This is a genomic window from Rhizobium sp. BK399 (genome assembly GCF_014194695.1).
GTDB lineage: Bacteria > Pseudomonadota > Alphaproteobacteria > Rhizobiales > Rhizobiaceae > Rhizobium.
The window spans coordinates 85239-108936 of sequence record NZ_JACIAH010000017.1; the positions used below are offsets into that span (position 1 = coordinate 85239).

23 protein-coding genes are annotated in these 23698 nt (G+C 58.6%); 11 read left to right on the plus strand and 12 right to left on the minus strand.

Annotated features, from left to right (window positions below):
* Nucleotides 1–217 precede the first annotated feature (217 nt).
* From FHT97_RS25645 to FHT97_RS25665, 5 genes are all read right to left on the minus strand, one after another.
* Entirely contained in the window at nucleotides 218–658 is a 441-nt protein-coding gene (locus FHT97_RS25645) for an NUDIX domain-containing protein (RefSeq protein WP_183758049.1), read from the minus strand.
* A gap of 1078 nt (nucleotides 659–1736) precedes the next feature.
* Nucleotides 1737–2624 carry a DUF1989 domain-containing protein gene (locus FHT97_RS25650; protein WP_183864661.1) on the minus strand — a complete coding sequence of 296 codons (888 nt, stop codon included), beginning with the start codon at nucleotides 2622–2624 and terminating at the stop codon, nucleotides 1737–1739.
* Between the two features lie 132 nt (nucleotides 2625–2756).
* Nucleotides 2757–4469 carry a biotin carboxylase N-terminal domain-containing protein gene (locus FHT97_RS25655; protein WP_183864662.1) on the minus strand — a complete coding sequence of 571 codons (1713 nt, stop codon included), beginning with the start codon at nucleotides 4467–4469 and terminating at the stop codon, nucleotides 2757–2759.
* Nucleotides 4470–4472: 3 nt separating this feature from the next.
* A complete protein-coding gene (locus FHT97_RS25660) occupies nucleotides 4473–6104 on the minus strand; it encodes an urea amidolyase family protein (protein WP_183756186.1) in 1632 nt (543 codons plus the stop codon).
* Nucleotides 6097–6870, minus strand: coding sequence for a 5-oxoprolinase subunit PxpA (locus FHT97_RS25665; RefSeq protein ID WP_183756185.1), 774 nt, complete (start codon nucleotides 6868–6870; stop codon nucleotides 6097–6099). The genes FHT97_RS25660 and FHT97_RS25665 overlap by 8 nt, the downstream gene beginning before the upstream one ends.
* A gap of 257 nt (nucleotides 6871–7127) precedes the next feature.
* Here FHT97_RS25665 and FHT97_RS25670 point away from each other — a divergent pair, with 257 nt between their 5' ends.
* The 8 genes from FHT97_RS25670 to FHT97_RS25705 all read left to right on the plus strand — a co-directional run bounded on the left by FHT97_RS25670 (nucleotide 7128) and on the right by FHT97_RS25705 (nucleotide 16163).
* A complete protein-coding gene (locus FHT97_RS25670) occupies nucleotides 7128–7388 on the plus strand; it encodes a hypothetical protein (protein ID WP_183756184.1) in 261 nt (86 codons plus the stop codon).
* Between the two features lie 988 nt (nucleotides 7389–8376).
* Nucleotides 8377–8685 carry a hypothetical protein gene (locus FHT97_RS25675; protein ID WP_183864663.1) on the plus strand — a complete coding sequence of 103 codons (309 nt, stop codon included), beginning with the start codon at nucleotides 8377–8379 and terminating at the stop codon, nucleotides 8683–8685.
* Nucleotides 8686–8931: 246 nt separating this feature from the next.
* On the plus strand, nucleotides 8932–9918 hold the full coding sequence (locus FHT97_RS25680; RefSeq protein WP_183756182.1) for a BMP family protein: 987 nt from the start codon (nucleotides 8932–8934) through the stop codon (nucleotides 9916–9918).
* Between the two features lie 13 nt (nucleotides 9919–9931).
* Nucleotides 9932–11356, plus strand: a complete 1425-nt coding sequence (locus tag FHT97_RS25685; protein WP_183756181.1) for an amidase — start codon at nucleotides 9932–9934, stop codon at nucleotides 11354–11356.
* Nucleotides 11353–12879, plus strand: a complete 1527-nt coding sequence (locus tag FHT97_RS25690; RefSeq protein ID WP_183756180.1) for an ABC transporter ATP-binding protein — start codon at nucleotides 11353–11355, stop codon at nucleotides 12877–12879. Before FHT97_RS25685 ends, FHT97_RS25690 begins: the two co-directional genes overlap by 4 nt.
* Nucleotides 12869–13918: an ABC transporter permease gene (locus FHT97_RS25695; protein ID WP_183756179.1), complete on the plus strand. Its 1050-nt coding sequence runs from the start codon at nucleotides 12869–12871 to the stop codon at nucleotides 13916–13918. The genes FHT97_RS25690 and FHT97_RS25695 overlap by 11 nt, the downstream gene beginning before the upstream one ends.
* Nucleotides 13915–14856: an ABC transporter permease gene (locus FHT97_RS25700; RefSeq protein ID WP_183864664.1), complete on the plus strand. Its 942-nt coding sequence runs from the start codon at nucleotides 13915–13917 to the stop codon at nucleotides 14854–14856. Before FHT97_RS25695 ends, FHT97_RS25700 begins: the two co-directional genes overlap by 4 nt.
* A gap of 11 nt (nucleotides 14857–14867) precedes the next feature.
* Nucleotides 14868–16163 carry an amidohydrolase family protein gene (locus tag FHT97_RS25705; RefSeq protein ID WP_183756177.1) on the plus strand — a complete coding sequence of 432 codons (1296 nt, stop codon included), beginning with the start codon at nucleotides 14868–14870 and terminating at the stop codon, nucleotides 16161–16163.
* 487 nt (nucleotides 16164–16650) lie between these two features.
* On the opposite strand, the gene FHT97_RS25710 is transcribed toward FHT97_RS25705, so the two are convergent.
* The 3 genes from FHT97_RS25710 to FHT97_RS25720 all read right to left on the minus strand — a co-directional run bounded on the left by FHT97_RS25710 (nucleotide 16651) and on the right by FHT97_RS25720 (nucleotide 17797).
* On the minus strand, nucleotides 16651–16893 hold the full coding sequence (locus FHT97_RS25710) for a hypothetical protein (RefSeq protein ID WP_183756176.1): 243 nt from the start codon (nucleotides 16891–16893) through the stop codon (nucleotides 16651–16653).
* A 251-nt stretch (nucleotides 16894–17144) separates the two neighbouring features.
* The gene (locus FHT97_RS25715; RefSeq protein ID WP_312859757.1) at nucleotides 17145–17600 is read right to left on the minus strand and encodes a pyridoxamine 5'-phosphate oxidase family protein; all 456 of its coding nucleotides are present in this window, start codon (nucleotides 17598–17600) and stop codon (nucleotides 17145–17147) included.
* Nucleotides 17601–17617: 17 nt separating this feature from the next.
* Nucleotides 17618–17797 carry a hypothetical protein gene (locus tag FHT97_RS25720; RefSeq protein WP_183756174.1) on the minus strand — a complete coding sequence of 60 codons (180 nt, stop codon included), beginning with the start codon at nucleotides 17795–17797 and terminating at the stop codon, nucleotides 17618–17620.
* A 338-nt stretch (nucleotides 17798–18135) separates the two neighbouring features.
* On the opposite strand from FHT97_RS25720, the gene FHT97_RS25725 reads away from it, so the two are divergent.
* Nucleotides 18136–18654: an Hsp20/alpha crystallin family protein gene (locus FHT97_RS25725; protein WP_183756173.1), complete on the plus strand. Its 519-nt coding sequence runs from the start codon at nucleotides 18136–18138 to the stop codon at nucleotides 18652–18654.
* A gap of 305 nt (nucleotides 18655–18959) precedes the next feature.
* A complete protein-coding gene (locus FHT97_RS31110; RefSeq protein ID WP_246712773.1) occupies nucleotides 18960–19685 on the plus strand; it encodes a DUF5335 family protein in 726 nt (241 codons plus the stop codon).
* A 759-nt stretch (nucleotides 19686–20444) separates the two neighbouring features.
* Here the strand turns inward: FHT97_RS31110 and FHT97_RS25735 are convergent.
* The 3 genes from FHT97_RS25735 to FHT97_RS25745 all read right to left on the minus strand — a co-directional run bounded on the left by FHT97_RS25735 (nucleotide 20445) and on the right by FHT97_RS25745 (nucleotide 22048).
* The gene (locus tag FHT97_RS25735) at nucleotides 20445–20828 is read right to left on the minus strand and encodes a hypothetical protein (protein WP_183756172.1); all 384 of its coding nucleotides are present in this window, start codon (nucleotides 20826–20828) and stop codon (nucleotides 20445–20447) included.
* A 39-nt stretch (nucleotides 20829–20867) separates the two neighbouring features.
* Entirely contained in the window at nucleotides 20868–21293 is a 426-nt protein-coding gene (locus tag FHT97_RS25740) for a universal stress protein (RefSeq protein WP_183864665.1), read from the minus strand.
* 542 nt (nucleotides 21294–21835) lie between these two features.
* Entirely contained in the window at nucleotides 21836–22048 is a 213-nt protein-coding gene (locus FHT97_RS25745; protein ID WP_183864666.1) for a hypothetical protein, read from the minus strand.
* Nucleotides 22049–22566: 518 nt separating this feature from the next.
* Here FHT97_RS25745 and FHT97_RS25750 point away from each other — a divergent pair.
* Nucleotides 22567–22752, plus strand: coding sequence for a hypothetical protein (locus FHT97_RS25750; RefSeq protein ID WP_183756169.1), 186 nt, complete (start codon nucleotides 22567–22569; stop codon nucleotides 22750–22752).
* A gap of 296 nt (nucleotides 22753–23048) precedes the next feature.
* Here the strand turns inward: FHT97_RS25750 and FHT97_RS25755 are convergent, their stop codons facing one another.
* On the minus strand, nucleotides 23049–23261 hold the full coding sequence (locus tag FHT97_RS25755; RefSeq protein WP_183756168.1) for a hypothetical protein: 213 nt from the start codon (nucleotides 23259–23261) through the stop codon (nucleotides 23049–23051).
* Nucleotides 23262–23698 lie beyond the last annotated feature (437 nt).

Consider the following 23698-nt stretch of genomic DNA (forward strand, 5'->3'; position numbering starts at 1 on the left):
CCAATTTCGCTGAGTTTGCGATCTCCCGATCTGAAAACATTCTCAAGACCGACAGCGGGCGATGCCGATTGCACCTGTGCCGGCCCGATACCACGAACTCTCCACCACTTAGAGTGAGGCTTTGTGAGTTTCGATTACTATCGAGACGTAAGGCGATCAAGCGGACGGCAGCCGCGTCGGGTTCGCGGCGTCAGCTGGTCTTGCAGCTTGCGTGCTTCTACATCAGTCTTCGCAGAAGTGCGCGCAAGCCCGGCTGGCCCGCTTCGACCGCGGCATCGTTAATTGGAAACCATCTGGTTATCCGTGTCGCCTGCTCAGGGAAAGTATCGGCGACCGACGTCACATGGATGATGTGCGAGGTCACCTTGTATCGCTGCCGGTTGGTGTCCTTGACATAGGTGAAAGCACCGAACGGTCGGACTGCCACCCGACCGCGTATTCCGGCCTCTTCGAACGCTTCCCGCTCAGCGGCCGCATGGGTCGTTTCGGTACCTTCGATATGACCTTTCGGCAGACCCCAGCGCCCATTTCGCTTGCTGCCGACAAGCAGAATCTCAACGCCTTCTTCAGTGCGCCTGAGACAGACCGCACCCGCCTGTTGAATGTCCGGGACCCGGTGCGACAAAATGGATTGATACTCCGGGGTGCTCTCTAACATAGCATCGCCTCAGCTTGGCAATCACCGGCGTCCGGGGACCCTCTAGACCGGTCGGGGCTGGAGTGTCCACTGAAATGGGTTCATAGTTCAAGCGATGAAAAGTTGAATTGTTTGCCGACTAAAAACGTTCCAGGTTTACGCTGGAAAGGAGCGGGTCATGGCGGAAGTTGAACCAAAGCTCGAGCTGGTGACCTCGGACAGAGACAAATTGCTTGCCTGCGATCTCCTCGGCAAGCCGGATGAGACAATTACCCAGAACGCGGTCTAAAAACTCGAAAGTCGAAGCCGTGCTCGACCGGGGAGATGTGTCCGCCGGCGAGCACCGAAAGCTGCCTTCAGCGCTTCCAAGACCAGTGCTTCTGCCTTGATCTCCTCAAGCCTGGCTTCCAGCTCCGCCAGCTTCCCTTCAATTCCTCGACGACCGACACCATGCCAGACCAACTCCATCGACAGGGCTGGAGGTAACAATTTTCGCGGTCTGAATCTTGCGGCTTTTGCTACCTGGAAAAAACTGCGCAACGGCTGCGTTTGGTCGCGGATAGTCTCCCCGTATTCAGGATCAACTCATCTGGTCCATCCTGGACGGTCTATCATCGTGTCGTGTCACGTTGCTGTGTAACGAAAATTAAACTTAACGATTTCTTAATTAGTTATCTCTAATATTCTGATCGGAACTTCTCCCAGTTCCATGTGGCGAGACTGGCCCGCCTCGGCGGGCCTCTTTTACGCGGCTGCTGCCGTTAGATGCGGAGACCTTTGAAGCACTTCGATGCGTTGATCCGGGAGCCGACCCCAGCCCTCTTTGGATCAACGAGCATCTGGCCGGAGACCAAAGCGGAACCTCCGGCCAGATGTTTCAGGCAAATGCGGGTTCGGCTCCTCCCTGTCGTCATTGCGAAAATCATCGTCACTTTTGGCTGAAACGACGCAACAGGATCTTGGGCAGTGCGCTCCTGCGCGAGCTGCGCTCGCTCGTGTGTCTGGCTACTCGACCTAGCCCCGCGGTTGCGGGGCTCTTCGTTTGTCCGGGCTATGTGGTGACCGGGGCGTTCTGTACCACTTCTTTGAGAAGCAGCGGTCAGGGAAACAGCTCCTTTTTGGGAGCCTGCACGCCGTGCGTGCCATCATATCCATTGACCTGCGATGGCACCCAACCCTGCGGCAGGCTCGACGGTCGATAGACCTCGACTTCGAGGGGATAGCACGCCGCGGCATCCGACGAATGTTCGGACGAGCAATCGCCCCCGGGACATGCTGACATGCAAGCGAGAAGATCGATTTCTGCGAAGAACTCCAGGTAATCGCCCGGGCGCACCGGGCTCGCCTTCATGAAGTACTGCCCCGTATCCCGGGTAAAGCCCGTGCACATGAATACGTTCAGGACGTCGTGGATGTGTGTCGACGCTTCGTCCAGCGGCATTCCGGTTTCCTCTGCAAAGGCCCGTGTGAGGTTCGAATGACAGCAGTGATGATACTGTCCTCCATGGCTCAGGAGGTTATGCGTGTAGGGATCGCAACGTGTTCCTATGACGTCGTGTACTGAGCCTCCAAACGCGTCGAAGCCATACCAGTCAAGCGTATCATGGGTGATCGTCGCGATGGGCCGCAGATAAGGCAGGTTCGAGAATAGCTGGTCGCCAAGCCCGACATGAGTTCCGTTCAAGGCACGGGTTTTGCCCGTATAGAGGCGCTCGATAATGTTGTTGGCGTTGAACAGATTGAGATCGCCGACCTGCGGACCCTCGCCGCAGAGAATGCGACAAAAGTAGCCTGTCGGCACCGTCCAGCATGCGGCATCTCGCGCTGGAACAGTCACGCGCTTCACAAGCGTGAGGTCCGCGCGCAAGGCGCGGTAGGCCTTAAGATCGGGACGTGGCAGGCTTTGCACCGGATAGCAAATCACAGGAGCGATTGCCCTGCGCGCTGATGCATCTTGCGGGGCTTCAGTGACGGGTGGGGGCTTCATCCCTCGTCCTCTCCATGCTGCATATTGGGACTGCCTATTGAAGGCAGGTCAGTTTGCTCAAAATCTAGCCATGTTCGCAGAACCGATGGAGGTTTCAACAGGTTCTTTTGCCGCAGCGTTGAATTCATAGACTTATTGAATTGTCGCGAGTTCGGCGCCGAGGCCAAGAACGGCATCGATCTTGGCAATGTGACGAATACGGCCGGATCTCGGCGCGGCGATCCGCGTTTCCATTTTCATCGCCTCGACGATTGCAACGATATCGCCTTCAACCACTTCGGCACCATCCTCGACAAGCCATTGACGCAACGTTCCGGGAATGGGAGTTGTAACCGCTCCTTCGCTTGCGCGAGGCGTTTCGCCAGCGGGTTTAATGGCAGCGGCGCCAGAAACCGAGAACAGGCCAGCTGGCAGGGCGAGTTCATGTCGTCTGCCGTCGATCTCGATGAAACTGCGAACGAGACCGCTTTCGACAAGATCGACACGTGGTGCGGGCAGGATCCCTGAAAACTGCGTCTCTATCCAGTTTGTGAAGACCCCGAACCTATCCTGGCCGATAAAGTCAGGCTCGTTCACCACGGCGCGGTGGAACGGCAGGACCGAGGCGACGCCGTCGATCCGGAACTCGGCCAATGCCCGGCGTGCACGCTCAAGGGCGTGGGTGCGCGATGATCCCGTGACAATCAGCTTCGCCATCATGGAATCGTAAAGGTCCGGAATGTCAGAGCCCGTTTCGACGCCCGTATCGAGGCGAATGCCTATTCCCGACGGGGCGCGAAAGCGCGTAATCAGCCCCGGCGTCGGAAGAAAGCCTCTTCCAGGGTCCTCGGCATTGATGCGAAATTCGAAGGCGTGTCCGCGCGGTTCCGGGGTTTCCATGACTGATAGCGCCAGGCCGTCGGCGATGCGCAACTGTTCGACCACGATGTCGATGCCCGTGGTTTCCTCGGTGACGGGATGTTCGACCTGAAGGCGGGTGTTGACCTCGAGAAATGAAATGACGCCATCTTGCGACAACAGGAACTCGACAGTCCCGGCCCCGCAGTATCCGACCTCCGCGCAGATCGCTTTCGCCGCCTCATGGATGCGGTTGCGCTGCTCTTCGCTGATGAAGGGCGCTGGCGCCTCCTCGACAAGCTTCTGGTTGCGGCGCTGCAGCGAGCAGTCCCGTGTCCCGAGGACAACCGTGTTGCCATGGCTGTCGGCGATCACCTGCGCCTCGATGTGGCGCGGCTTTTCCAGGAACTGCTCGCCGTAACATTCACCCCGGCCAAACGCTTCAGTTGCCTCGCGCACGGCTGAATTGAAGAGCTCGCCAACCTCCTCCAGCCGTCGGGCGACTTTCATGCCACGACCGCCACCCCCAAACGCTGCCTTGATGGCAAGAGGCAGGCCGACCTCGCGGGCAAAGGCAACCGCGTCTGCCGCTGTAGAAATCGGGCCATTCGATCCCTTGACAAGCGGCGCTCCCACCTTTTCGGCAACGCGACGTGCCTCGACCTTGTCGCCAAGAGCCGCAATGACGTCAGGCGAAGGCCCCACCCATATCAGCCCGGCCTCAATCACGGCACTCGCGAACTCGGATCGCTCGGACAAAAATCCATAGCCCGGATGAACGGCATCGGCGCCTGAGCGTCGCGCAATCTCAAGAATCCCGCCGATATTCAGATAAGTCTCTGAAGGACGGCCCGGTCCGAGGCCATAGGCCTCGTCAGCAAGCTCTGCATGCAATGCGTTTGCATCGGCATCAGAGTAGATGGCAACCGATGAGACGCCGTAGTCGCGCGCGGCGCGGATGATGCGAACGGCGATTTCGCCACGATTGGCGATCAGCAGCTTTTTCATCAGTCAGTCTTCCTGTGTGATAGCAGCGGCCGGGACAAGTGGTTCAGCCTGCCTCTCCTGCGGATCGAAGGCGGCAATCAGATTGAAGCGGATGCGTGCGCCGATCGGGATCTGGCCAGCAAGATCGAGATGGTGGCTGGCGACAACACCGATCACGGGATAACCACCGGTCAGCGGATGGTCGGCCAAAAAAAGAACGGGTTGGCCCTCGGCAGGAACCTGGATTGCGCCATGTGCGGTCCCTTCGGAGGGAAGCTCCCCATGAACACTTCTTTCGATCGGAGCGTTCCCGGACAGGCGCATGCCGATGCGGCTCGATTGTGGTGTGACGTCCCATTCCTGTGTGCGCAGCGTTTCAATACCGGTCTGCGTGAACCAATCGGTTCGCGGCCCGGGAATGACATCAAGTGTTACAATCTCGCCCGCACGAGGCAGCCTACCAGCTTCTTGCGGGCTTTCGTCGACAGCGCAGGCAGGCTTTGAAGCAGGGACCAGCAGACTGCCTGTCTGAATGGTCTCGGGACCAACCTTCGCCAAGGTATCGGTGGCTGCCGAGCCAAGCATCGGCTCGACGAGAAAACCGCCACGTAAGGCAAGATAGCTGCGCATTCCGGCCGACGGGATGCCCAGGGTCACCTCGTCTCCCGCGTCGAGCGCAAAGGCCCGGGCAAAGGGCGCTTTGATCTCGCTACCATTGGGCGTTCGGATCGTCATGGAACAGGGAGCACCGGTCACGGCAACAGTCACCGCCCGGTCCGCCTGAAAGGCAAATCCGCCGAAGGTCACTTCGATGACAGCGCTCTCGCGAGGATTACCCAGAAGCAGATTGGCAGCCTGCATTGCGCCGCGATCGAGCGCGCCGGACTCCGAGACGCCCTGGCTCGAGCGGCCTTTCCGACCGAGATCCTGATAAAGGGCCGGCCGGTCCGACCTGGTCACCAGAAGGCCTTCCGTTACGGGCGCTGAGGCCGGTGTCTTACCCTTGACTGAAGTCACTGGAATGGCCGGGCGCTGCGCCAGATTGCGAAAGCAAACACGATCGCCTGGCGCCAGAAGAGCCGGCCGTTCACGCGCAGTGTCCCACATTTTGAGAGGGGTCGATCCGAGTAACTGCCAGCCGCCGGGACTGTCCGAGGGGTAGATTCCGCCAAACTTTCCGGCCAATGCCACCGACCCGGCAGGGACCTTCACGCGCGGACTCCTTCGTCGTGGAACGTCGAAGCCCTCATCATCGCAGGTCATGTAGGCAAAGCCCGGCGCAAAACCGGTAAAGGCGACCGTATACGTCGCCTCGGTGTGCCGGCGGATAAGTTCTTCCACCGACCAGCCAAGCAGCTTCGCCACCTCCTCGAGGTCAGCACCATCATAAGTTACCGGGATTTCAAACAGATCGCCCTGACGGACACTGCGCTTCGACAGATCCATCCGCGCAATCGAATTCGTCAGTGTTTGACGGTCCGTCAGATAGGGATCGAACTTTATCATCACGGTCCGCGCAGCGGGGATTGCTTCCACCACACCGGGAAGCGGCGTGGCAAGAAGCGCATCGAGAAGCGTCAAGGTCGTTTCGAGATCCTTGAGCTCGACGAGGAAGCCATCACTCCCGGCAGGAAGGAAGCGAAGCAGCTCACACATGTGAGGGGCCGACAAAGGACTTCAGGTCGATACCGCGTTTTTCAAAGGTTTCACGCAACGTACGTGCGATCCCAACTGCCGCCGGCGTGTCGCCGTGAACGCAGATCGATTCTGCCTCAAGCGGAATATCGATACCGTCGATGGTCGTGACCCGCTGCTCATTCACCATCTTGAGCATGCGCTCGGCAATGACTTCCGGATCATGAATAACCGAGCCTGGTAGTCTACGGCTGACGAGACTTCCGTCGGCATTGTATGCCCGGTCGGCAAAAGCTTCGGATACGACCGTCAAACCAGCGTCGCGTGCTTGCTTCACGACAGGGGCACCTGCAAGTGCCAGGAATACCAAGGCGGGATCGATCGCCTTTATGGCCGCAATGACATCCGCTGCCTGTCGCGTATCGTTGGCGATGGTGTTGTAAAGCGCCCCATGTGGCTTGACGTATCGCACCGATGTTCCGGCCGCCCGGGCGAGACCCTGCAATGCACCGATCTGATAGATCGTATCGCCGACGAGCTCATCACTCGACGGATCCATGTTGCGGCGACCAAAGCCAGCGAGATCGCGATAGCCGACATGTGCACCGACCACCACTCCGCGGTGGGCCGCTTCCCGCAAAACGCTCAATATACCGGCGGGATCGCCGGCGTGGAAACCGCAAGCGATGTTGGCGCTTGTGACGATCTGAAGCACGGCGGCATCGTCGCCCATTCTCCACGGTCCGAAACTTTCGCCGAGGTCGCTGTTAAGGTCGATACTTGCCATGTCGCACACCATTGGAGAATGAGGATTCGAGATTATTGGTCTATAACTTCTCAGGGATCAACGTCGACAAATATGATCTGACCTGCGGGCGTGGAGAGCCCGGTTGCAACGGATGTCCCGAGTTCCAAGCTCTCGAAGAGCCAGCCTCATCGAAGCCCGCTTAGCCCGCGACGTCTCGGCGCCGGTTATGTCCTTGAGGAACCGGACCCGCCTGGAGATCAGACAGCGAGGAGGCGTCCGACCCAATAGCCGACCTGGTGCTTGAAATAATCAGCCTGCTCTGTGGTTTCCCGCCAAGCCATACGGCTGTACAGCCCTCGGCACGCGATCTGGTCGACCACAGAGAGGAAAGCTATGAGGCCAACGATGAAAATCAAACCGCGCATGCCCAGACATTAGCAGAGCAGCATTTAGAAACCTCTAACGCATCCCGCAGCACGGCTTTCCCGCTCGCGTTCGCACTCAATGAAGTTGATGATCCAAGTCGAGGCAATTCAACGATCGGCCGAAAGGATTGACTTGAGCAATTGAGTGCTTCCGAAGACCTCGCCGTCAGTCCGGCAAGGTAAGTCTAATCGGTGAGGTTCGGATTCGCGGGGCAGCGGCCAAACCCCACCCTCCCTGGACTATCCGTTCTTCGATGACAGATGAGAGAGTATGTCGTGCTCGAAAAAAGAGAAAATCAGACCAAAGTCGTGCAGGCCCGCGACAGCCGATGTTGGATGTTGATCGCGTCATCCTCATAAGACCTTCATAACGGACGCCTTATACATACCATGGAAATTCCGGTTTCCGATTCTTTTTCCCTTGAAGAGTGGCCCATTCTTCGAGGGCCGTCGTATCGGCGCATGAATGTGAACAAAGATCGGTCTCCGACTCTCGAGGCGACGACCGACATGACGCGCTCCCGTCCACACCTTCGCTACAAGGTCGTATGCGTGGCGGCTGGCGACTTCTGCTCGTTTATCGATGACGCGCATGGCCATCGTAAGCACGCCAGTGATGTCTCAGAGGACCGCGGCGTATCTGGCACGTTTGAGCCGAAGTGCCGTTTGGACCGGTGCAGTCACCACCTCATAGAACCGGAACGCACCGTTAGGCATCCCGCCATCGTCCCAGAGGCGAAGATACCGAGATCCGCCACCTCACCCGGTAAGCAAACCTGACACAGACAGGCCAGCCTCAACCAGACGAGCGTATCCGCTGTGACCAAGGACCGAAAGTGCGACCAAAAGCAGGCAGGCAAGCCCTATAAAGGCAGTAACGCCAATTGCCTTTGACTGTTTGTGTTCCATACCGGTCAATATGGGAATAGCGTCACACAACGCCAGTGCGACGTCTGGACGCGCTTTGCAGCATGCGGGACCATCCGGTTGGCCGACCATCGGGTCCGACGACAAAATGGAAGTCGCCTTGATTTGGATCAACGACATCATCTACGGCGTTCAGATAGCCTCCACAGAACTTGGTCCCAGGGACCGACCTATCGACAAGGAGGCATACAGGATGGATCAATCGGTCACTCGCCAAAGAACATCGTCAATGTCCCCGGTGAAAGGTCCACCGATCACCGCCGTTGGCAGAGGTGGTGCCGACATCTTGCTCGAGCGGGCGGACGACGACCACTGGATCGTGACGATGCTTTCTCGTACAGCGCTCGAATGGGCGACAAGTGAACTCTGCTGTCCTCTTCGTGCCTGCTTCGCCGGAAGCATGAAACTGGACATCCTGAGCACCAACCGGCTGTTGAAACAGGCAAACAGTCAGGGATTCAGGACGGAATTTATCGGTCTAGGTGGTAGAGACGTCTTTTGACGCTGCTCGAGGTCGGCGGGCGGCCTTGAAGACGAAACGCGGCGACAAAGCCGATCCCGAAGATCGACGAATTGAGAGGCATCGCGCTCGGTCACCATAAGCAAACCTCATATGGGCATGACGGCTACTTATTTGCGAGGCGGAAGGCAACTGGCTATGCCCATTTTTTAAACCCGGACCTCGCTTGACACTTTTTTAGCCCCTCCATATGGTTTTGAACCAAACGGTAAAAAAAGGGGAACAATCATGACAAAAGACCTTCTCATGTCACGTCGCGCGCTCATGGCCTCAGGCATTGCACTTGGCGTCAGCGGGCTGGCCCCGATCGCGCGCGCTGCTGCCCCATTGAAGGTGGCGGGCATCCATGCCTCGCCCGTCGAGAACGCCTGGAATTCTTGTCTTCACAAGGCCTTGCAGGACGCCGCCAAGGAGGGCGTAATTGAATATGTATTTTCAGAAGGTGTTTCCGGGACCGACTATCCCCGCGCCATGCGCGAATATGCCGAGCAAGGAAACAAGCTGATTATCGGCGAAGCCTATGCCGTCGAAAAGGAAGCGCGCCAGGTGGCGGCCGATTACCCCGACACCGCGTTTGTTCTCGGATCGAGCGGCAAGGAAGAAGGCAGCAATTTCGGCGTCTTCGGCACCTGGAATTACGACGGCGCCTATCTCGCGGGGATGCTGGCAGGCAAGATGACCAAGTCGAACATGGTCGGCTCCGTTGGCGCCATGCCTATTCCCGAGGTCAACATGCTGATCAACGCCTTCGCCGAAGGTGTCAAGTCGGTCAATCCCGACTGCAAGCATCTCGTGGCCTTCATTGGCACGTTCTTCGATCCGCCGAAGGCGCGCGAGGCAGGCCTTGCCCAGATCGATGCTGGTGCCGACATCCTGTTTGGCGAGCGCATCGGAACTGCCGATGCGGCCAAGGAACGCAAGATCAAGGCTGTCGGATCATTGATCGACTATACCCCACGCTATCCCGACACCGTCTTTGCAAATGCCCTGTGGGGTTTCAGGCCCATTCTGAACGCGGCGATTGCCGATGTCGCTGCGGGCAAGCCCGTCGGCCGCAACTACACCGCCTTCGGGCTGATGAAGGAAGGTGGAAGCGACATCGTCTTTGTGAAGGGCGTGGCGCCCGCAGACGCGGAAGCGGCCATGGAAGCCAAGCGCGCCGACATCAAGGCCGGCAAGTTCGAGGTGCCGCAGAACATGGAACAGCCAAAGTAAGTTCGGCCGATTCATGCCCGGCAAACGGCCAGTCGACGCCACCGACGTTTCGGAACTGATCCGTTCCGGCCAACTGACTGCAACGGAGGCGATGCGGCAGTCTCTGGCCGCTGCCACCCGGCTTTCCAGTCTTGGTGCCATTACTCATCTTGATGGCCCAATGGGGATGGCGACCGCCCAGGCAGCCGACGACGAGCGTCGGGCCGCCCCGACGCGTTTCTCGGCGCGTGCGTTTGGTGGTGTGCCGACGCTTGCCAAGGATCTTGGCGGCCCGTTCAAGGGTCTGCCGGTTGCAGCCGGTTCGCGCCTTTTCAAGCGAGATTCCGGCAATGCCGATTCCGAGCTTGCAGCCCGGTTTCGCGCGGCTGGCTTTTGCCTGTTTGGCCTGACCACGAGCCCCGAACTCGGCCTGTCGCTTGCAAGTGAGCCGGCAATTGGGCCGGTCTGTCGTAATCCGCATGACCCATCCCGAACCGCTGGCGGTTCATCGGGTGGTGCGGCCGCAGCTGTCGCCGCCGGCATCGTTTCAATAGCACATGCGACCGACGCTGGCGGCTCCATTCGCGTTCCCGCCGCCTGCTGCGGCCTGGTTGGGCTGAAGCCCAGCCGGGGCGCCATGCCAGCAGGTCCTTCGTTCGGCAATCACCTCGGTGGCATCGCAAGCGAATTCGTCGTGGCACGCTCAGTCCGGGACACGCAGCTCGCTCTGATCTCGTTGAGCGGTAAAGCGCGTGGCCCATTTCCTGATGTGGCCATGGAGGCATCTTCTTCGTCCCGCCTGAAGATCGGCCTCCTGATGGATACCGGTGCGCGGTTTCCAACCGCCGCCGACCGGCTGGATGCAGTCGAGGCGGCGGCGACTGCGCTCGAGACAGACGGCCACGAGATCGTCCGACTTGAGTGGAGCGATTTTGAAACCGCCGCAGGATATAGCGCGCGTGTTTTCGAGGACATTGTCGCCGTCAACCTGTTCAATCTGGCAGAGGACCTTGGGCTCGACCTGGCAATGGCCGAGCGCCTGACACAGGCAGTCGCCGAACAGGGCAGCGCGATGCCTGCCGCCGCCCTTTGGGCATCGCTGAACAGGGCTGTTCTCGTCAGCCATCATATGTGGGGTCTCTTCGACAGGGTTGATTGCGTTCTGTCCCCAATGCTGTCGTCGGCACCCCTTGCCGTCGGCTCGTTCCCATCCGATCATGCCGACACCGAGCTGCATTTCGATCGCATGGCTGCCTTCGCGCCGCTCGCGCCACTCGCCAATGTCTCGGGGGTTCCTGCCTTGACGCTTCCTTTCGGATCAGATGCTGCCGGCTTGCCGCTGCCGATCCAGCTGATGGCACCAATCGGCCGCGATCTGCAGCTCCTGTCGCTCGCCTTGCGACTGGAAGCCGAAGGCCGTTGGCAACATCCCTTCGAAATCGCGGGCGCGCCCGCATGACCACCGTGCTCGATATTTCCCGTGTCTCGAAGCGGTTCGGCGACAACCTTGCCAACGATGATATTTCGCTGTCACTCAAGGAAGGAGAGATTATCGCACTCCTTGGCGAAAACGGTGCCGGCAAGACAACGTTGATGAGCATCCTCTTCGGTCACTATGTGCCTGACTCCGGTCGCATAATGATCCATGGCCGCGAGCTGTCGCCGGGCAGGCCCCGCGAGGCAATCCGGGCTGGCGTTGGCATGGTGCACCAGCATTTCTCGCTCGCGGCAAATCTCACGGTCATCGAGAACATCATGACCGGGACGCAAAAACTCTGGGCGTCGCGCTCGAACACGAACGCCGCGCGCAGGAAGCTCCTTTCGATTTCGGATCGTTTCGGGCTCAAGGTCGACCCTGACGCACGTCTCGGTGATCTGTCGGTCGGGGAGCAACAACGCGTCGAGCTTCTCAAGGCGCTCTTCAACGACGCTCGAATCCTGATCCTCGACGAGCCAACCGCCGTTCTCACCAATATCGAGGCCGAACGGCTGTTCTCGACGTTGAAGGAGATGGCCCGCCAGGGATTGTCGGTGATCTTTATCTCCCACAAGCTGGATGAGGTCATGGCCGCCGCCGACAGGATTGTCGTGCTGCGCGGGGGCAAGATGGTCGCCGAGCGTCTTCAGTCGGAAACCAGCAAGGCCGAACTCGCTGAACTGATGGTCGGTCACCGGGTCAGCCGCCCCGTACGCGAACCGTCGACACCCGGCACCGTTGTCCTGGAAGGCGTTGGGATCACCGCCAGGATTGGCGGGGTCGACAGGCTGAAGAGCATCAACTTCCACCTCAGTGAAGGCGAGGTGCTCGGTATCATCGGCGTTTCCGGAAACGGGCAGGCGCCCTTGGCAGCCTTGTTGTCCGGCATGCTGTCGCGCACGGCGGGTGATCTCGTCCTGTTCGGAAAAAATGTCGGCAATCTCGACGTGGCGGACGTCGTCGCAGCTGACATCGGCCGCATTCCCGAAGACCGAAACAAGGAAGGGGCGATCGGCGAAATGGCAATATGGGAAAACGTCGTGCTCGAGCGTCTTCCCGCCTTCTCCCGGGCCGGAATGGTCGACCGCAAGGCAGGCATGACGTTTGCCCGGGAGATCATTGATGCCTTCGACGTGAGAGGTGGTGCGCCGCGCAGCCGTACCCGCCTCCTGTCCGGTGGGAACATGCAAAAGCTTATCCTCGGCAGGAATCTGCAGCAGCGCCCCCGTATTCTGATCGCCGCGCAGCCGGCACGCGGTCTCGACGAGGGCGCTGTGGCCGCCGTCCACGCCCGGATCCTGGACGCCCGCAGGCAGGGCACGGCGGTTTTGTTGATCTCCGAGGATCTTGATGAAGTGATCGCGCTTGCGGACCGGATCCAGGCGATCGTCGGTGGCAGCCTGTCGCCGCCTGTCGACTCGGGAGACATCGATGCACGCCGGCTTGGCCTGATGATGGCGGGCGACTGGAGTGAGACCCCCACGGAGATCAGACATGCGCCTTGAACGCCGCGAGCATCGGCCGGTCTATCTCCTGGTCGGTTCGCCGATCGCTGCCGTCGTCTCAGCACTTCTGCTTGCCGGCATTCTGATCGCAATCGCCGGCGCGCCAGTCCTGGAGGCCTATCGCCGCATCCTGATTGGCGCCTTCGGCTCACGTCTCTCGGCGACCGAGACCTTGACCCGGGCGACGCCCCTTATCCTGACCGGTCTTGCAGCCGCGACGGCCTTTAGGGCAAGGCTTTGGAATATCGGCGCGGAAGGCCAGTTCTACGTCGGCGCTATCGCAGTCGCCGCCTGCGGCTCCAAACTGCTGGCTGGCCTGCCGGGCCCGATCCTCATTCCATCCTTGCTATTGATCGGTGCTGTCGCGGGCATGGTGCTGATCCTCGTCCCGCTGTGGCTCAGATTGCGCTTCTCTGTTGACGAGGTGGTGACCAGTCTCCTGGTCAACTTCATCGCGCTGCTTTTTGTCTCCATGCTGATCAACGGTGTGCTGAAGGATCCAATGGCCTTTGGGTGGCCACAGTCGCAGTCCGTGGTCGACGATGCCATGCTGCCGAAGCTGGTTGCCCGCTCGCGCCTCCATATCGGCCTCCTGATTGCGATCGTCCTTGCGGTCATCATTCATTTCCTGCAGACGAGGACGGTCTTTGGCATGCAGTCACGCGCTGCTGGCCTCAGTCCGCAGGGCGCGGCGTTTGCCGGCGTGCCTCTGACGCGGACCCTGGTCAAGGTTGCCTGTCTTTCCGGAGGACTTGCGGGACTTGCCGGCGCGATCGAAGTCCTCGGCGTCAAGGGCTATGTCACCACGGATCTGTCCCCTGGCTTCGGCTATTCCGGTATCGTCGTCGCCATGCTCGCCAACCTGAACCCGCTCGGTGTCGTGCTTGCGGCGCTGTTCACGGCAACCATGTTCGTCGGTGCCGACGGCATGAGCCGCAGCCTGGCCATACCGACCTACATCGCTGACGTAACCGTAGCGCTGTCGCTCCTGACGATGCTCGTTGCCCTGTTCTTCACCCAATACAGGATCCGGCGATGAACATTATTGTCGACATCATCTCATCGGCCGGCCTGTGGGCGGCAATCCTTCGCATTGCCACACCCCTGATCTTTGGCACCCTTGGCGCCCTTCTGTCAGAACGCGCCGGCGTTCTCAACCTCGGCATCGAGGGCATCATGACCTTCGGCGCGATGATCGGGTGGCTTGCGGTCTATCACGGCGCCGACCTTTGGACCGGTCTCTTTGTGGCCGCACTGGCAGGCATGGTGTTCGGTTTCCTGCACGCCGTGATGACTGTTACGCTCGGCCTGTCCCAGCATGTCTCCGGTCTTGGCGTGACGCTGTTTGCCTCAAGCTTCAGTTACTATATTTTCCGTCTGATCGTACCTGTGGCCGGCACACCGCCAACGATCGTCCCCTTCCAGCCAATCAGCATCCCTGGCCTTTCCACCATGCCATTTGTTGGACCGGCCTTTTTCACGCAAACAGCGCCAACCTATCTCGCCATCCTCACCGCGCTCCTTCTTGCCTACGTCGTCTTTCACACGCCACTTGGTCTTGCGCTTCGCATGACCGGTGAAAACCCGCATGCAGCAGAAGCCCAGGGCGTCGATCCGATCCGGATACGCTATGGTGCGGTGATCGTCGGCAGCGCGTTAATGGGCATGGGCGGCGCGTTCCTGACGCTGTCAGCCTTCAACAGCTTCTTCCCGACCATGGTCCAGGGTCGTGGGTGGATCTGCATTGCGCTTGTCGTCTTCGCATCCTGGAGACCCGGGCGTGCACTTTTTGGAGCGCTTCTCTTCGCCTTCTTTGACGCCTTCCAGCTTCGCCTGCAGACCGTCGTCCAGGGCATTCCCTATCAGATTTTTCTGATGACCCCGTATATCCTGTCGATCCTGGCGCTTGCCGTCATGGCACGCCGTGCGCGCGTTCCTCAGGCCCTGATGCAATCTTATCGCCGTGGCGAACGGTAAAAGGAGACCCAATGTTCGAGCTGATCATCAGAAAAGCGAACCTTCCCGATGGCCGCAACGGGATCGACATTGCGGTGGAGAACGGAAAGATTGCTGCGATCGAGCAGCAGATCGAGGCTTCTGCCGGAACGGAAATCGATGCAACCGGGCGGCTCGTAACACCTCCCTTCGTTGATCCCCATTTCCACATGGATGCCACGCTGTCACTCGGCCTGCCGCGAATGAACATCTCGGGCACGCTTCTCGAAGGCATCTCGCTCTGGGGTGAGCTTCGTCCGTCATTGACACAGGAGGCGCTGGTCGGTCGCGCCCTGCGCTACTGCGACCTTGCCGTAAGCCAAGGCCTTCTTTCCATCAGAAGCCACGTCGATACGTCCGATCCACGTCTCATAACCGCCGAGGCTCTGATCGAGGTTCGAAAACGGGTAAAGCCCTACATCGACTTGCAACTCGTTGCCTTTCCGCAGGATGGCTATTACCGGGCGGAAGGCGGTGTCGACTCGCTGAAGCGTGCCCTCGACATGGGGATCGACATTGTCGGCGGTATTCCGCATTTCGAGCGAACGATGGAAGACGGGCGCGCGTCTGTCGAGGCGCTGTGCAGGATCGCCGCTGATCGCGGACTTCCGGTCGACATGCATTGCGACGAGACGGACGATCCGATGTCGCGTCACATTGAAACGCTGGCGGCCCAGACAGTGCGTTTCGGGCTCCAGGGACGTGTTGCCGGTTCCCACCTCACCTCGATGCATTCGATGGACAACTACTATGTCTCGAAGCTCATCCCGCTGATGGCCGAAGCTGAAATCAATGTCATCCCCAACCCCCTGATCAACATCATGCTACAGGGCAGGCACGATACCTATCCCAAGCGCCGCGGCATGACACGCGTGCGTGAACTGATGGATGCCGGGCTTAACGTCTCCTTCGGGCACGACTGCGTCATGGATCCCTGGTATTCGATGGGCTCAGGCGACATGCTGGAAGTCGGACATATGGCGATCCATGTGGCGCAGATGGCCGGGATCGATGACAAGAGAAAGATCTTCGACGCCCTTACAGTGAACTCTGCAAAGACGATGGGTCTCGAAGGTTATGGGATGATGAAAGGCTGCAACGCGGACTTTGTTGTCCTGCAGGCAGCCGACCCGATTGAGGCATTGCGGCTCAAGCCGACACGGCTTTGCGTCGTCCGCCGGGGCAGGATTATCGCTCAATCAAAGCCACGGATCGCCGAGTTGTCTCTCGATGGCCGGCCCACGACGATCGATAGCGGTCTAGATTACGTGCCAATGACGCCGTCGTGAGGGCCAAAATGCGCTCCTGCCCCGCGCCGCTCAAGACCCGATAAACTGACCATCGTTCAAGGAGGGAAGTCCATGGATATCAGAATGGTCATGTGTGTCTTTGGTGTGGAGCGCTGGAACCAGGACTTCCGCGGGCCATGAAGGAACAGTGACGACGCCTTCGGAGGCACGTTCACTCGTCGCTCCCTCTATTGCGCTAGATGAGCGCTCGAAGTGCGTTCAGGACAACCTCAATGTCAATTGCCTCCTGTATCAGTGCGCCTGGACCGGAGGCAAAAAGCCGACGCCGGCGACTATCATCGCAATGATGGATAGACGATCCCGACCCCAACGCAAAAAGCCCAGAGCCCGGGAACAGGCGGTGGCGGAGCCGGCGACGAGAGCTTCAACCTCACCCGGTCCCTCACGCCGAGGTGCCGCGCAGCGTACAGCCGGCTGCCAGCATGGCGTCGATCGCGCGAGAGGGCGGTGGTTTAACGCATGGAGGCTAGTGGATCGTGATGGCAGTCGAGGACGTGACAAGCGTTGCCGCGAGGCCCGGGTATCGCTCAATCAAAATGGAAGCCAGCTCTTCCTGCGTTCGGTGGCCCTGGTTGAACAGGTCAATCGCTGCACCACAGAGTGTCTCCGAGGCCCGCAGGTCGGGTGCCGCTTGAAAGTGCTTGTACCAAGTCTGAACGGAACGTGAGAGCAATGCCATTTCTGCGTCAAGGATCGGTCTGAAAATCATGCCCGCCTCCCGGTTCTAAGAAACAGGGCGGATAGTAGTGACCTGACATCAAAGGTCAATGCGTATATTAGAAATCAATAAATGATATGATACGGCATCACACATTTGTCGTTTCAAAATGTCGAACTTCTGCAGTCTAGACAAGGAGTTCACGTCAAGCGTCGAAATTTCGCGTGCGACCTAAAACCGCAAGGAGGTGACGTGTTGGATCGGCACGGCGCCATGCCTTCGCGCGGAAATCATTGAAAAAATTATAAGTCGATCTGCGTCGCTGCCCGGCCGGTGACGTCATTCATGTAAATGGCGTAAAAAAGATGCGGGGAAGCATGGGATGGCGGGACGGCATCCGGCTTCAGAGAACCTATCTCCCACCAATCCCTGTGCTTCTGGAGCAGCGACCAGGCGTGCAATCTCTCTTCGTGCCAGGTGTCGTTGTCCGGCAATTCCTGGAATTTGCCGTCGAGGATCACGCTTCTCCAGCTGCCCTTTAATTGCCGTTCCTCGACTTGCAGACAAACTCGCGGGTTTTCGCGCATCCACTCGACCTTGCGCCCCGGCATCGAAAAGCTGTAGGCGACCCTGGCATCGAAAACGAAGTACACTGGCACAATATAAGGCTGTCCCTCGTTGCAACATGCCAGGTGGCCATAGTGCCCGGCATTCAGCATCTCCACACATTCATGATGCGTCATAGTCCTGATTGCCATTGTCATTGTCTCCACCCCTATCTTCCAGGGCGACCCTCGGCGGATCGCTGCAGATGAAACTCCCGTCGGGTAAGATCGCCGCCCGGCCGGTCGAAAAGAACGCTGAAGATCGTTGCAATCATTACCGCGATGACCAGCAGCAAGGCATGTTCGAACACCATCCAGCGGAACCATCTGTAGCAGTGCTCGGTACGCATCCTCTGCTCCTGGGCGGCGACAATTTGATCATTGCGGCGGGTTCGTCAGCACGCGACAGATAAGATCCGACGGATTTGCCTTTGATGCATTGCGCTTGATCAAACATCGGAGACTTGGCTCTCCATGCGAACGCTGAAAAGAGTGGTGAACGCGGCCCGAGATGAGACGACGACGACAGAAAGCTGGATGACGGCATATCGGAATAACCGAAACAACAGTGTCCTAGTTTGATGGGGATCAAAGCAGCGCGCCGGTCGGCGTGCTTTGATAGCATTGCTCAATGTCGAGCAAGACAACGAGATCCAGTCGGGATCTGCTTGACAAACAGGAGATGGCCATGCCCGACACATTCCCCGTGAAGACCGAACAGAAAACCATGACGCCAGCTCAGAGCGGGATCTGGCCACCTTTCGAGTCACTTCGTTCGGAAATCGACCGACTGTTCGAGGATTTCGGACCGTCTTGGCGCGCCGCACGGCGCCCGATGCTCCCCCGCGGCTTCGGGACCCAGAATGGCTTGGTCATGTCGCCAGCTGTCGATGTGGTGGAAAAGAACGATGCATTTGAAATTACCGCAGAGGTTCCGGGGCTCGACGAAAAGAACATCGAAGTGAAGCTCGCGAACGGCATATTGACCATACGGGGCGAGAAGAGCGAAGAGACAGAAGAAAAAGACAAGGCCTATCATGTTTCCGAGCGCCACTATGGCGCCTTTCAGCGCTCGTTTCAGCTTCCCGACTACGTCGATGTCGACGCCGTGAACGCGTCTTTTGCAAAAGGCGTCCTGAAAGTGGTCCTTCCAAAAACGTCCAACGCCAAAAAGAATGATCGGAAGATAGAGATTACAGCGGGATAGACGTCGGGGAACCTGACGGCCTAACCTAGTCTGAAAGACGCGCCGCAGCGTCGAACGACTGCGATCGCGTGGGTCACGTTCAGGACCTTACTCAGCCCCGCCCAGTTCGGGGCTTTTTTCGCGGAACACACGCTCCTCGAACGTGGTCTGTACGGCGGTCGCGATGCCGGAAACCTCCTTCTCTAAAATTGCCGCTCACTTTGATTGAACGCAATGTAGACCGGATCAGGAGCTCTATTCTGACCGTGCGGTTAATGCGCCGGTCGGAGGGCAAAATGGGCGGGATTGGTTGGCGGGATCCGATCATGGTGACACTCGGAACCGTGATATTCGCGAGCCCGTGGGTCTTGCCGTCAAGTTTCGGGGATCCGTTGGCTGGCGATGCAACAGCGTGGGCACTCGTCCTCACGGGCGCAGTGACGACGGGAACGGCAGTCGTCGGCATCGTGCTTCCGGAAAGATGGGAGGCCTTGATCGAATTCGCACTCGGCGGCTGGGTCATAATCTTGCCGTGGGTCATGCTCCCGCTTCACGAGTCGACCGCAGTCACCTGGGCGGCCGTCATCATCGGCAGTATCATCATCGTCATTTCCGCCGTCCCGGCATTCCTAGAGGCGGAACCCAAGCGGAGGATTGAAATGGTCATGATCAATCATGGATCACGTACGACAGAAGCCCTGCTTTCAGCAGCGGGATGCCTATCAAAGGGAGATGACAGAATGGGTGTTAGGGTGCTTCCGAAGTCAGACTGGTCGGCCTACTTTTCGGAACTTCATAAAGAGGTCGAAGGAAAAGAAATCAAAATTGAAGTAATCGGCGAAACGCTTGGCGATCAGGTGCTTATAAGGTCTTCAACGCTCATCGGAGCAACGTACGAGCCAAAAGAGGATGCTCTCGAAATCTCGGTCAAAGGCATGACCCATGTTGTCGACCGTCCGCAGAAGATCTCCGTACTCGACGAAAATGGAACGGTATGCGCGATCGACGTGATTGATATCGGGGCCAGGCACCAGCTCATGACATTTGCGTAGTCGTGGGCGCGGTTTTTCACATCCTGCCGGGGATGCGTAAAACAGGCGGCCCAATCCGCACGATTGCCAGCGGCTCAATTCTCAAGGGCATCTCGAAGAGCGGGAGATGCGATCCGATAAGATTGACGCGATGCCGCGGAAGCTCTCGGGCTCCATCAAAGATGGGACGTGGCCACCAGGCGTTTTTGGTCCTGTTGCCCGTTCTTCTTTTGCCGTGGGAATTCTGCCGCTCGAGGTTCAGCGCCGGATCGGCAATGGCCAACGCAGGGAACTGGCCTCAATACAATCCTGTACTTCGTACTGGCCTATCTGGCGCTCGCGCCCACCGAAGGCGGGATCAAGCTTGTCCTGAATGTTTATCGTCGCTGGATCGGTGAGGTGGCGATCCGTTGGCTTCGAATGGTGGTCATCGAGCAAGGGAGAACAACCCCGAGGATCCGGCGACCCTGGCCGAAGGCGTCGAAATGTCGATTGTGCTTGCCGAAGCCGAACCGGTCGGTGGATATGTGGGTCCGGCATTTCAGAACCTATCCTGAAGGCAGGCATTCTCCTTGCGGTTGGCGGATCGCGGGCCTCAACAAGGTTCCGATCCCTGGCGCGCTTTTGATTGGTATCGCGATCTGCGGGTCACCCAGGTGAAATACGGATTGATCCCGATGCGAGCGCTCTTGGTCCAAAGCCAACTAAGCGCCGCTCAGGACTAAAGCCGGAGCAGACGCCGACAAAGGGCAACAGGAAAACGAGGACGCTTCACTCAGGCTAGACGATCGTTCGCGCGGCAATATCATCCAGCGTCGCATCAGTCTGATCGCGGATGCTTTGTGCAGCCTGCGACGTCATGGTCGAGGCGATCATGAGAATGTCGCTCGCTTCAGTCGCGAAATCGATTTTTGCTACCCGGACAAAATCGCCGATGACATCAAGGGCATCGTTGTACTCCGCGCTGTCAGCTAGGGCGCCAATCAATTTTGCCTGCTGCTGCGAACGTCGAAAGAAAAAATCGATGGCCGCCATCTGCGCCTGGAAGGTCGCATTCAGCACCTGATACTGAAAATCGACGCCCGCCCCCAGGATTTTCTCTGCGGCGGTAACGCCCGGAAGGTTCGGACGCATGGAGAAGCCAAGATCGTTGTTCGGAGTCATATCTTCTTCCTTCGCTGTTAGGCGTCTATTCAGTCAGCGTTAAACGAGTACGGGGATCTGTGGACGAGAGAGAACCTTGTTCGTAAGACTGCCGAGCAGAAGTCCGGCCACCCCTCCGCGGCCGTGCGATGCGATCAGGTCACATCCGTTGACCAGGGCCGTTTTGACTATGGCTTCATGCACCTGATCGCTTCGCTCCTTGACCGTGTAGCTTGCTATCCCCTGATCCCGTGCCCGCCGTTCGGCCGCGGCCAGGAACGTGACCGCTTGATGATCTGACGATGGTTCATAGTCCTCTCGGTTCGCGGTCAGCTTGTCGGTGTCTAGCGTGAAAATCCGAAAAGGCTCGACCACGTGGACGAAAACGACTGACGCGTTTGCGTCTCTGGCAAAGGACACCGCGTTCTGGGCGGCCTGGTCCGCTAGCTTTGAACCGTCCGTCGGCACAAGAGTTTTTGTAAACATGAGGCACATCCTTCCGCCACCAAAGTAACGACACGGTGGCAACGATCCTTGATCCTCATCAATCTGGTAGAAGCTTGGCGTCGTTTGTCATCCTGGGTGATGCTTTCACGGCCTGCCAACACTCCACGCATGCGAGACGTCACTCCCTTGATCTCAGTCCATGCATGTGTCGCAGAAACGAGGAGTGTATCGACTGGCGTGCTTCCGCGCAAAAGTAGGGCGCAGAATTCCTTGCAGAGAGTTCGGGTCAGGAGAGGCAAAAGATGCTGGTCGAAACCGAAATGACGTCGTGCCGTGAAAGCGTCCTGCACGGGCTTGGAGGCTGCAAAGTCATGCATGCCAATCGGATCATCCGAGCTCTCCAAGCAGGACTAATGTACGATATCGTACCCACTTAGCCCGGGCCTTTACGAAGTCCTTAAAACGCAGTCAAGTCAGGTGATCACTGGTATCTCGGTGGCGACCAGGCTGACTCGGAATATGGGCAGATTCACATGAACAGTGTCCAACACGGGTGGTTGCTTCTTCAAGTGAAGTGTCCCTCACTTCGATCGGTGCCCAAGGCGCGCAGCGACATCCGCGAACTCTGCGAGGACTACAGCCTCCTCATCCGCCACATTGACCTTCTTCGTCGTAACAATACTCAAGTTTCGCTGATAGCCGAGTATGAAGAGCTTGCTCGCTTCGTTGAGGACGATGTCGCCAAGCATCTCGGAATAGCCGACAAATGCGCGCCAAACAGTACCTGGCCGCAATTTCTCGTTCTTTCCCGAGTATCGGCCGCGGCTATGTGGGTGCGCAAGCTCCGATTTGCTTCGAAGGAACCCGCGACCTCCAACAAGATCCAAAAGGAGCGACGCAGGATTGACCGCTGACCTGGTTCCCAAGCCTTTCGCACAGCGGATGCGTGTGGTGGCGGTCGGCTCGGAGCAAGCCGCGCGCCAGGCGATTGTGTGGCTGCACTGAAATAGCAAACGCAGCGGGGAGCCCGTGTTGGCTCAACCCGCCGCGCGCACCACCGTCGCTGGAAGAGGGCAGCGCCGGGTGATACCGATGTTTGGTGAGTTGCCGGCCCAAACTCGCGCGGACTAGCGCAGACCTAGACGTGGTGATGCTGGCGGGCGATTTCCAGAGGCGCATCGAACCAACGTGGGCGGACAAGCACATAGCCGAAGGCAAAGTTTACGGTCGCCGACTAGAATTTTGGGTCGAATGATTTATTTGATTGCCAGCTAATATTCGCTTCAGTAGCGTCTTCGTCGGGAGGACCACCATGCAACACATTGATTCGACTGCTGCTGAGCCGATCGCAGCAATGAAAGTTTGGAGCGTCGCTGAGTTTTGCTTACTCCATCGCCTGGACGACAAGGAAGAAGCGAAGCTCCTTGCCCTGTTTGGCCAGTTCGCCTCTACCAGCGAACTCGTCCACAATGTGACGCGCCGCATGCGGTCAAGATAGGAATACGGCCCTGGCCTCTGGCAGTCAGTGGCTACTCAACATCAAGCTCGGAAACGACGAGTCGAACGCCGACATTATTGGGCCTCTGCGGTAGAGTGGCAGGACAGATGTGTCTTCGGTGCTCGCTTTCTTCGCCATTCGTCGCTGAAAGATCCGATGTGCAAGCGACCGCCGATGCCCGGCAGCAACCGACGGCGTTTGGTCAGCGAACGGTCGAAGTCTTTGGCTCAGGGAGGAGCGATTCGGTCAGTCGACCGAGCATCGCGCAAGCCTCCGCGTGCCGTTCAGGTTCCCGTCTACTCACCAGCCGAGAACCGCTGCCGATAAAGCGTGACGATGCGATCATAGTGGTCCTTCCCGGAGGGACCCAGGGTCAATCTGTCGGGACCGACCCATTGCATCATCGACATTTCGACGAGCAAGGCCGCAGATGATCGGTCGAAGGCCATCACCGCCCCCTCGCGTCGGGCCTCTAGGAGGAACCACAGGGCATTCGGCGGTAGATCCATTCGGGTGGGGCAATCCTATGCGGGCATCCAAACTCCGGAAGTTCGCTACTGGAGACAGGAACAAAGCTGTCACTGAATTGTTCGGAATTTTTCTAATTAAAGTCGGGATGAGTGCCGTGGCCACACTGACAAAGCCTGATAGGCTTGAGCTTTTTCCTTCAACGGATGCGGGTCTTTTTCACATCGTGGATGCGGGGCGCTTTGTTGGATCAATTGCTCGGGACGACCGCAATCGGACTTCCGGAAGGCCTTGGGCCTGGCGTCTTGTCGCATCCGATGGTACGACCCTCAATCTGACTGGCAGGTGCGTCGACCTCGATACTGCGCTCGCAGATGCAGAGCATGCCTACGTCACTCACCTCATCCAAATGACGAAGCACAAGAAAATTCAGAAGGTCGTCGACTCACGCTGATCGGTGCGCAGCCCTCCCCTGCCG

Bases quoted from the DNA above. Each gene is read 5' to 3' on its own strand.
- FHT97_RS25655 (WP_183864662.1), bottom strand. From the start codon at position 4,469: ATGAAAAAGCTGCTGATCGCCAATCGTGGCGAAATCGCCGTTCGCATC.
- FHT97_RS31110 (WP_246712773.1), top strand. From the start codon at position 18,960: ATGGTGACACTCGGAACCGTGATATTCGCGAGCCCGTGGGTCTTGCCG.
- FHT97_RS25735 (WP_183756172.1), bottom strand. From the start codon at position 20,828: ATGACTCCGAACAACGATCTTGGCTTCTCCATGCGTCCGAACCTTCCG.
- FHT97_RS25720 (WP_183756174.1), bottom strand. From the start codon at position 17,797: ATGCGTACCGAGCACTGCTACAGATGGTTCCGCTGGATGGTGTTCGAA.
- FHT97_RS25705 (WP_183756177.1), top strand. From the start codon at position 14,868: ATGTTCGAGCTGATCATCAGAAAAGCGAACCTTCCCGATGGCCGCAAC.
- FHT97_RS25660 (WP_183756186.1), bottom strand. From the start codon at position 6,104: ATGTGTGAGCTGCTTCGCTTCCTTCCTGCCGGGAGTGATGGCTTCCTC.
- FHT97_RS25725 (WP_183756173.1), top strand. From the start codon at position 18,136: ATGCCCGACACATTCCCCGTGAAGACCGAACAGAAAACCATGACGCCA.
- FHT97_RS25645 (WP_183758049.1), bottom strand. From the start codon at position 658: ATGTTAGAGAGCACCCCGGAGTATCAATCCATTTTGTCGCACCGGGTC.
- FHT97_RS25750 (WP_183756169.1), top strand. From the start codon at position 22,567: ATGCAACACATTGATTCGACTGCTGCTGAGCCGATCGCAGCAATGAAA.
- FHT97_RS25680 (WP_183756182.1), top strand. From the start codon at position 8,932: ATGACAAAAGACCTTCTCATGTCACGTCGCGCGCTCATGGCCTCAGGC.
- FHT97_RS25695 (WP_183756179.1), top strand. From the start codon at position 12,869: ATGCGCCTTGAACGCCGCGAGCATCGGCCGGTCTATCTCCTGGTCGGT.
- FHT97_RS25710 (WP_183756176.1), bottom strand. From the start codon at position 16,893: ATGATTTTCAGACCGATCCTTGACGCAGAAATGGCATTGCTCTCACGT.
- FHT97_RS25715 (WP_312859757.1), bottom strand. From the start codon at position 17,600: ATGGCAATCAGGACTATGACGCATCATGAATGTGTGGAGATGCTGAAT.
- FHT97_RS25690 (WP_183756180.1), top strand. From the start codon at position 11,353: ATGACCACCGTGCTCGATATTTCCCGTGTCTCGAAGCGGTTCGGCGAC.
- FHT97_RS25740 (WP_183864665.1), bottom strand. From the start codon at position 21,293: ATGTTTACAAAAACTCTTGTGCCGACGGACGGTTCAAAGCTAGCGGAC.
- FHT97_RS25665 (WP_183756185.1), bottom strand. From the start codon at position 6,870: ATGGCAAGTATCGACCTTAACAGCGACCTCGGCGAAAGTTTCGGACCG.
- FHT97_RS25675 (WP_183864663.1), top strand. From the start codon at position 8,377: ATGGATCAATCGGTCACTCGCCAAAGAACATCGTCAATGTCCCCGGTG.
- FHT97_RS25685 (WP_183756181.1), top strand. From the start codon at position 9,932: ATGCCCGGCAAACGGCCAGTCGACGCCACCGACGTTTCGGAACTGATC.
- FHT97_RS25700 (WP_183864664.1), top strand. From the start codon at position 13,915: ATGAACATTATTGTCGACATCATCTCATCGGCCGGCCTGTGGGCGGCA.
- FHT97_RS25650 (WP_183864661.1), bottom strand. From the start codon at position 2,624: ATGAAGCCCCCACCCGTCACTGAAGCCCCGCAAGATGCATCAGCGCGC.
- FHT97_RS25755 (WP_183756168.1), bottom strand. From the start codon at position 23,261: ATGGATCTACCGCCGAATGCCCTGTGGTTCCTCCTAGAGGCCCGACGC.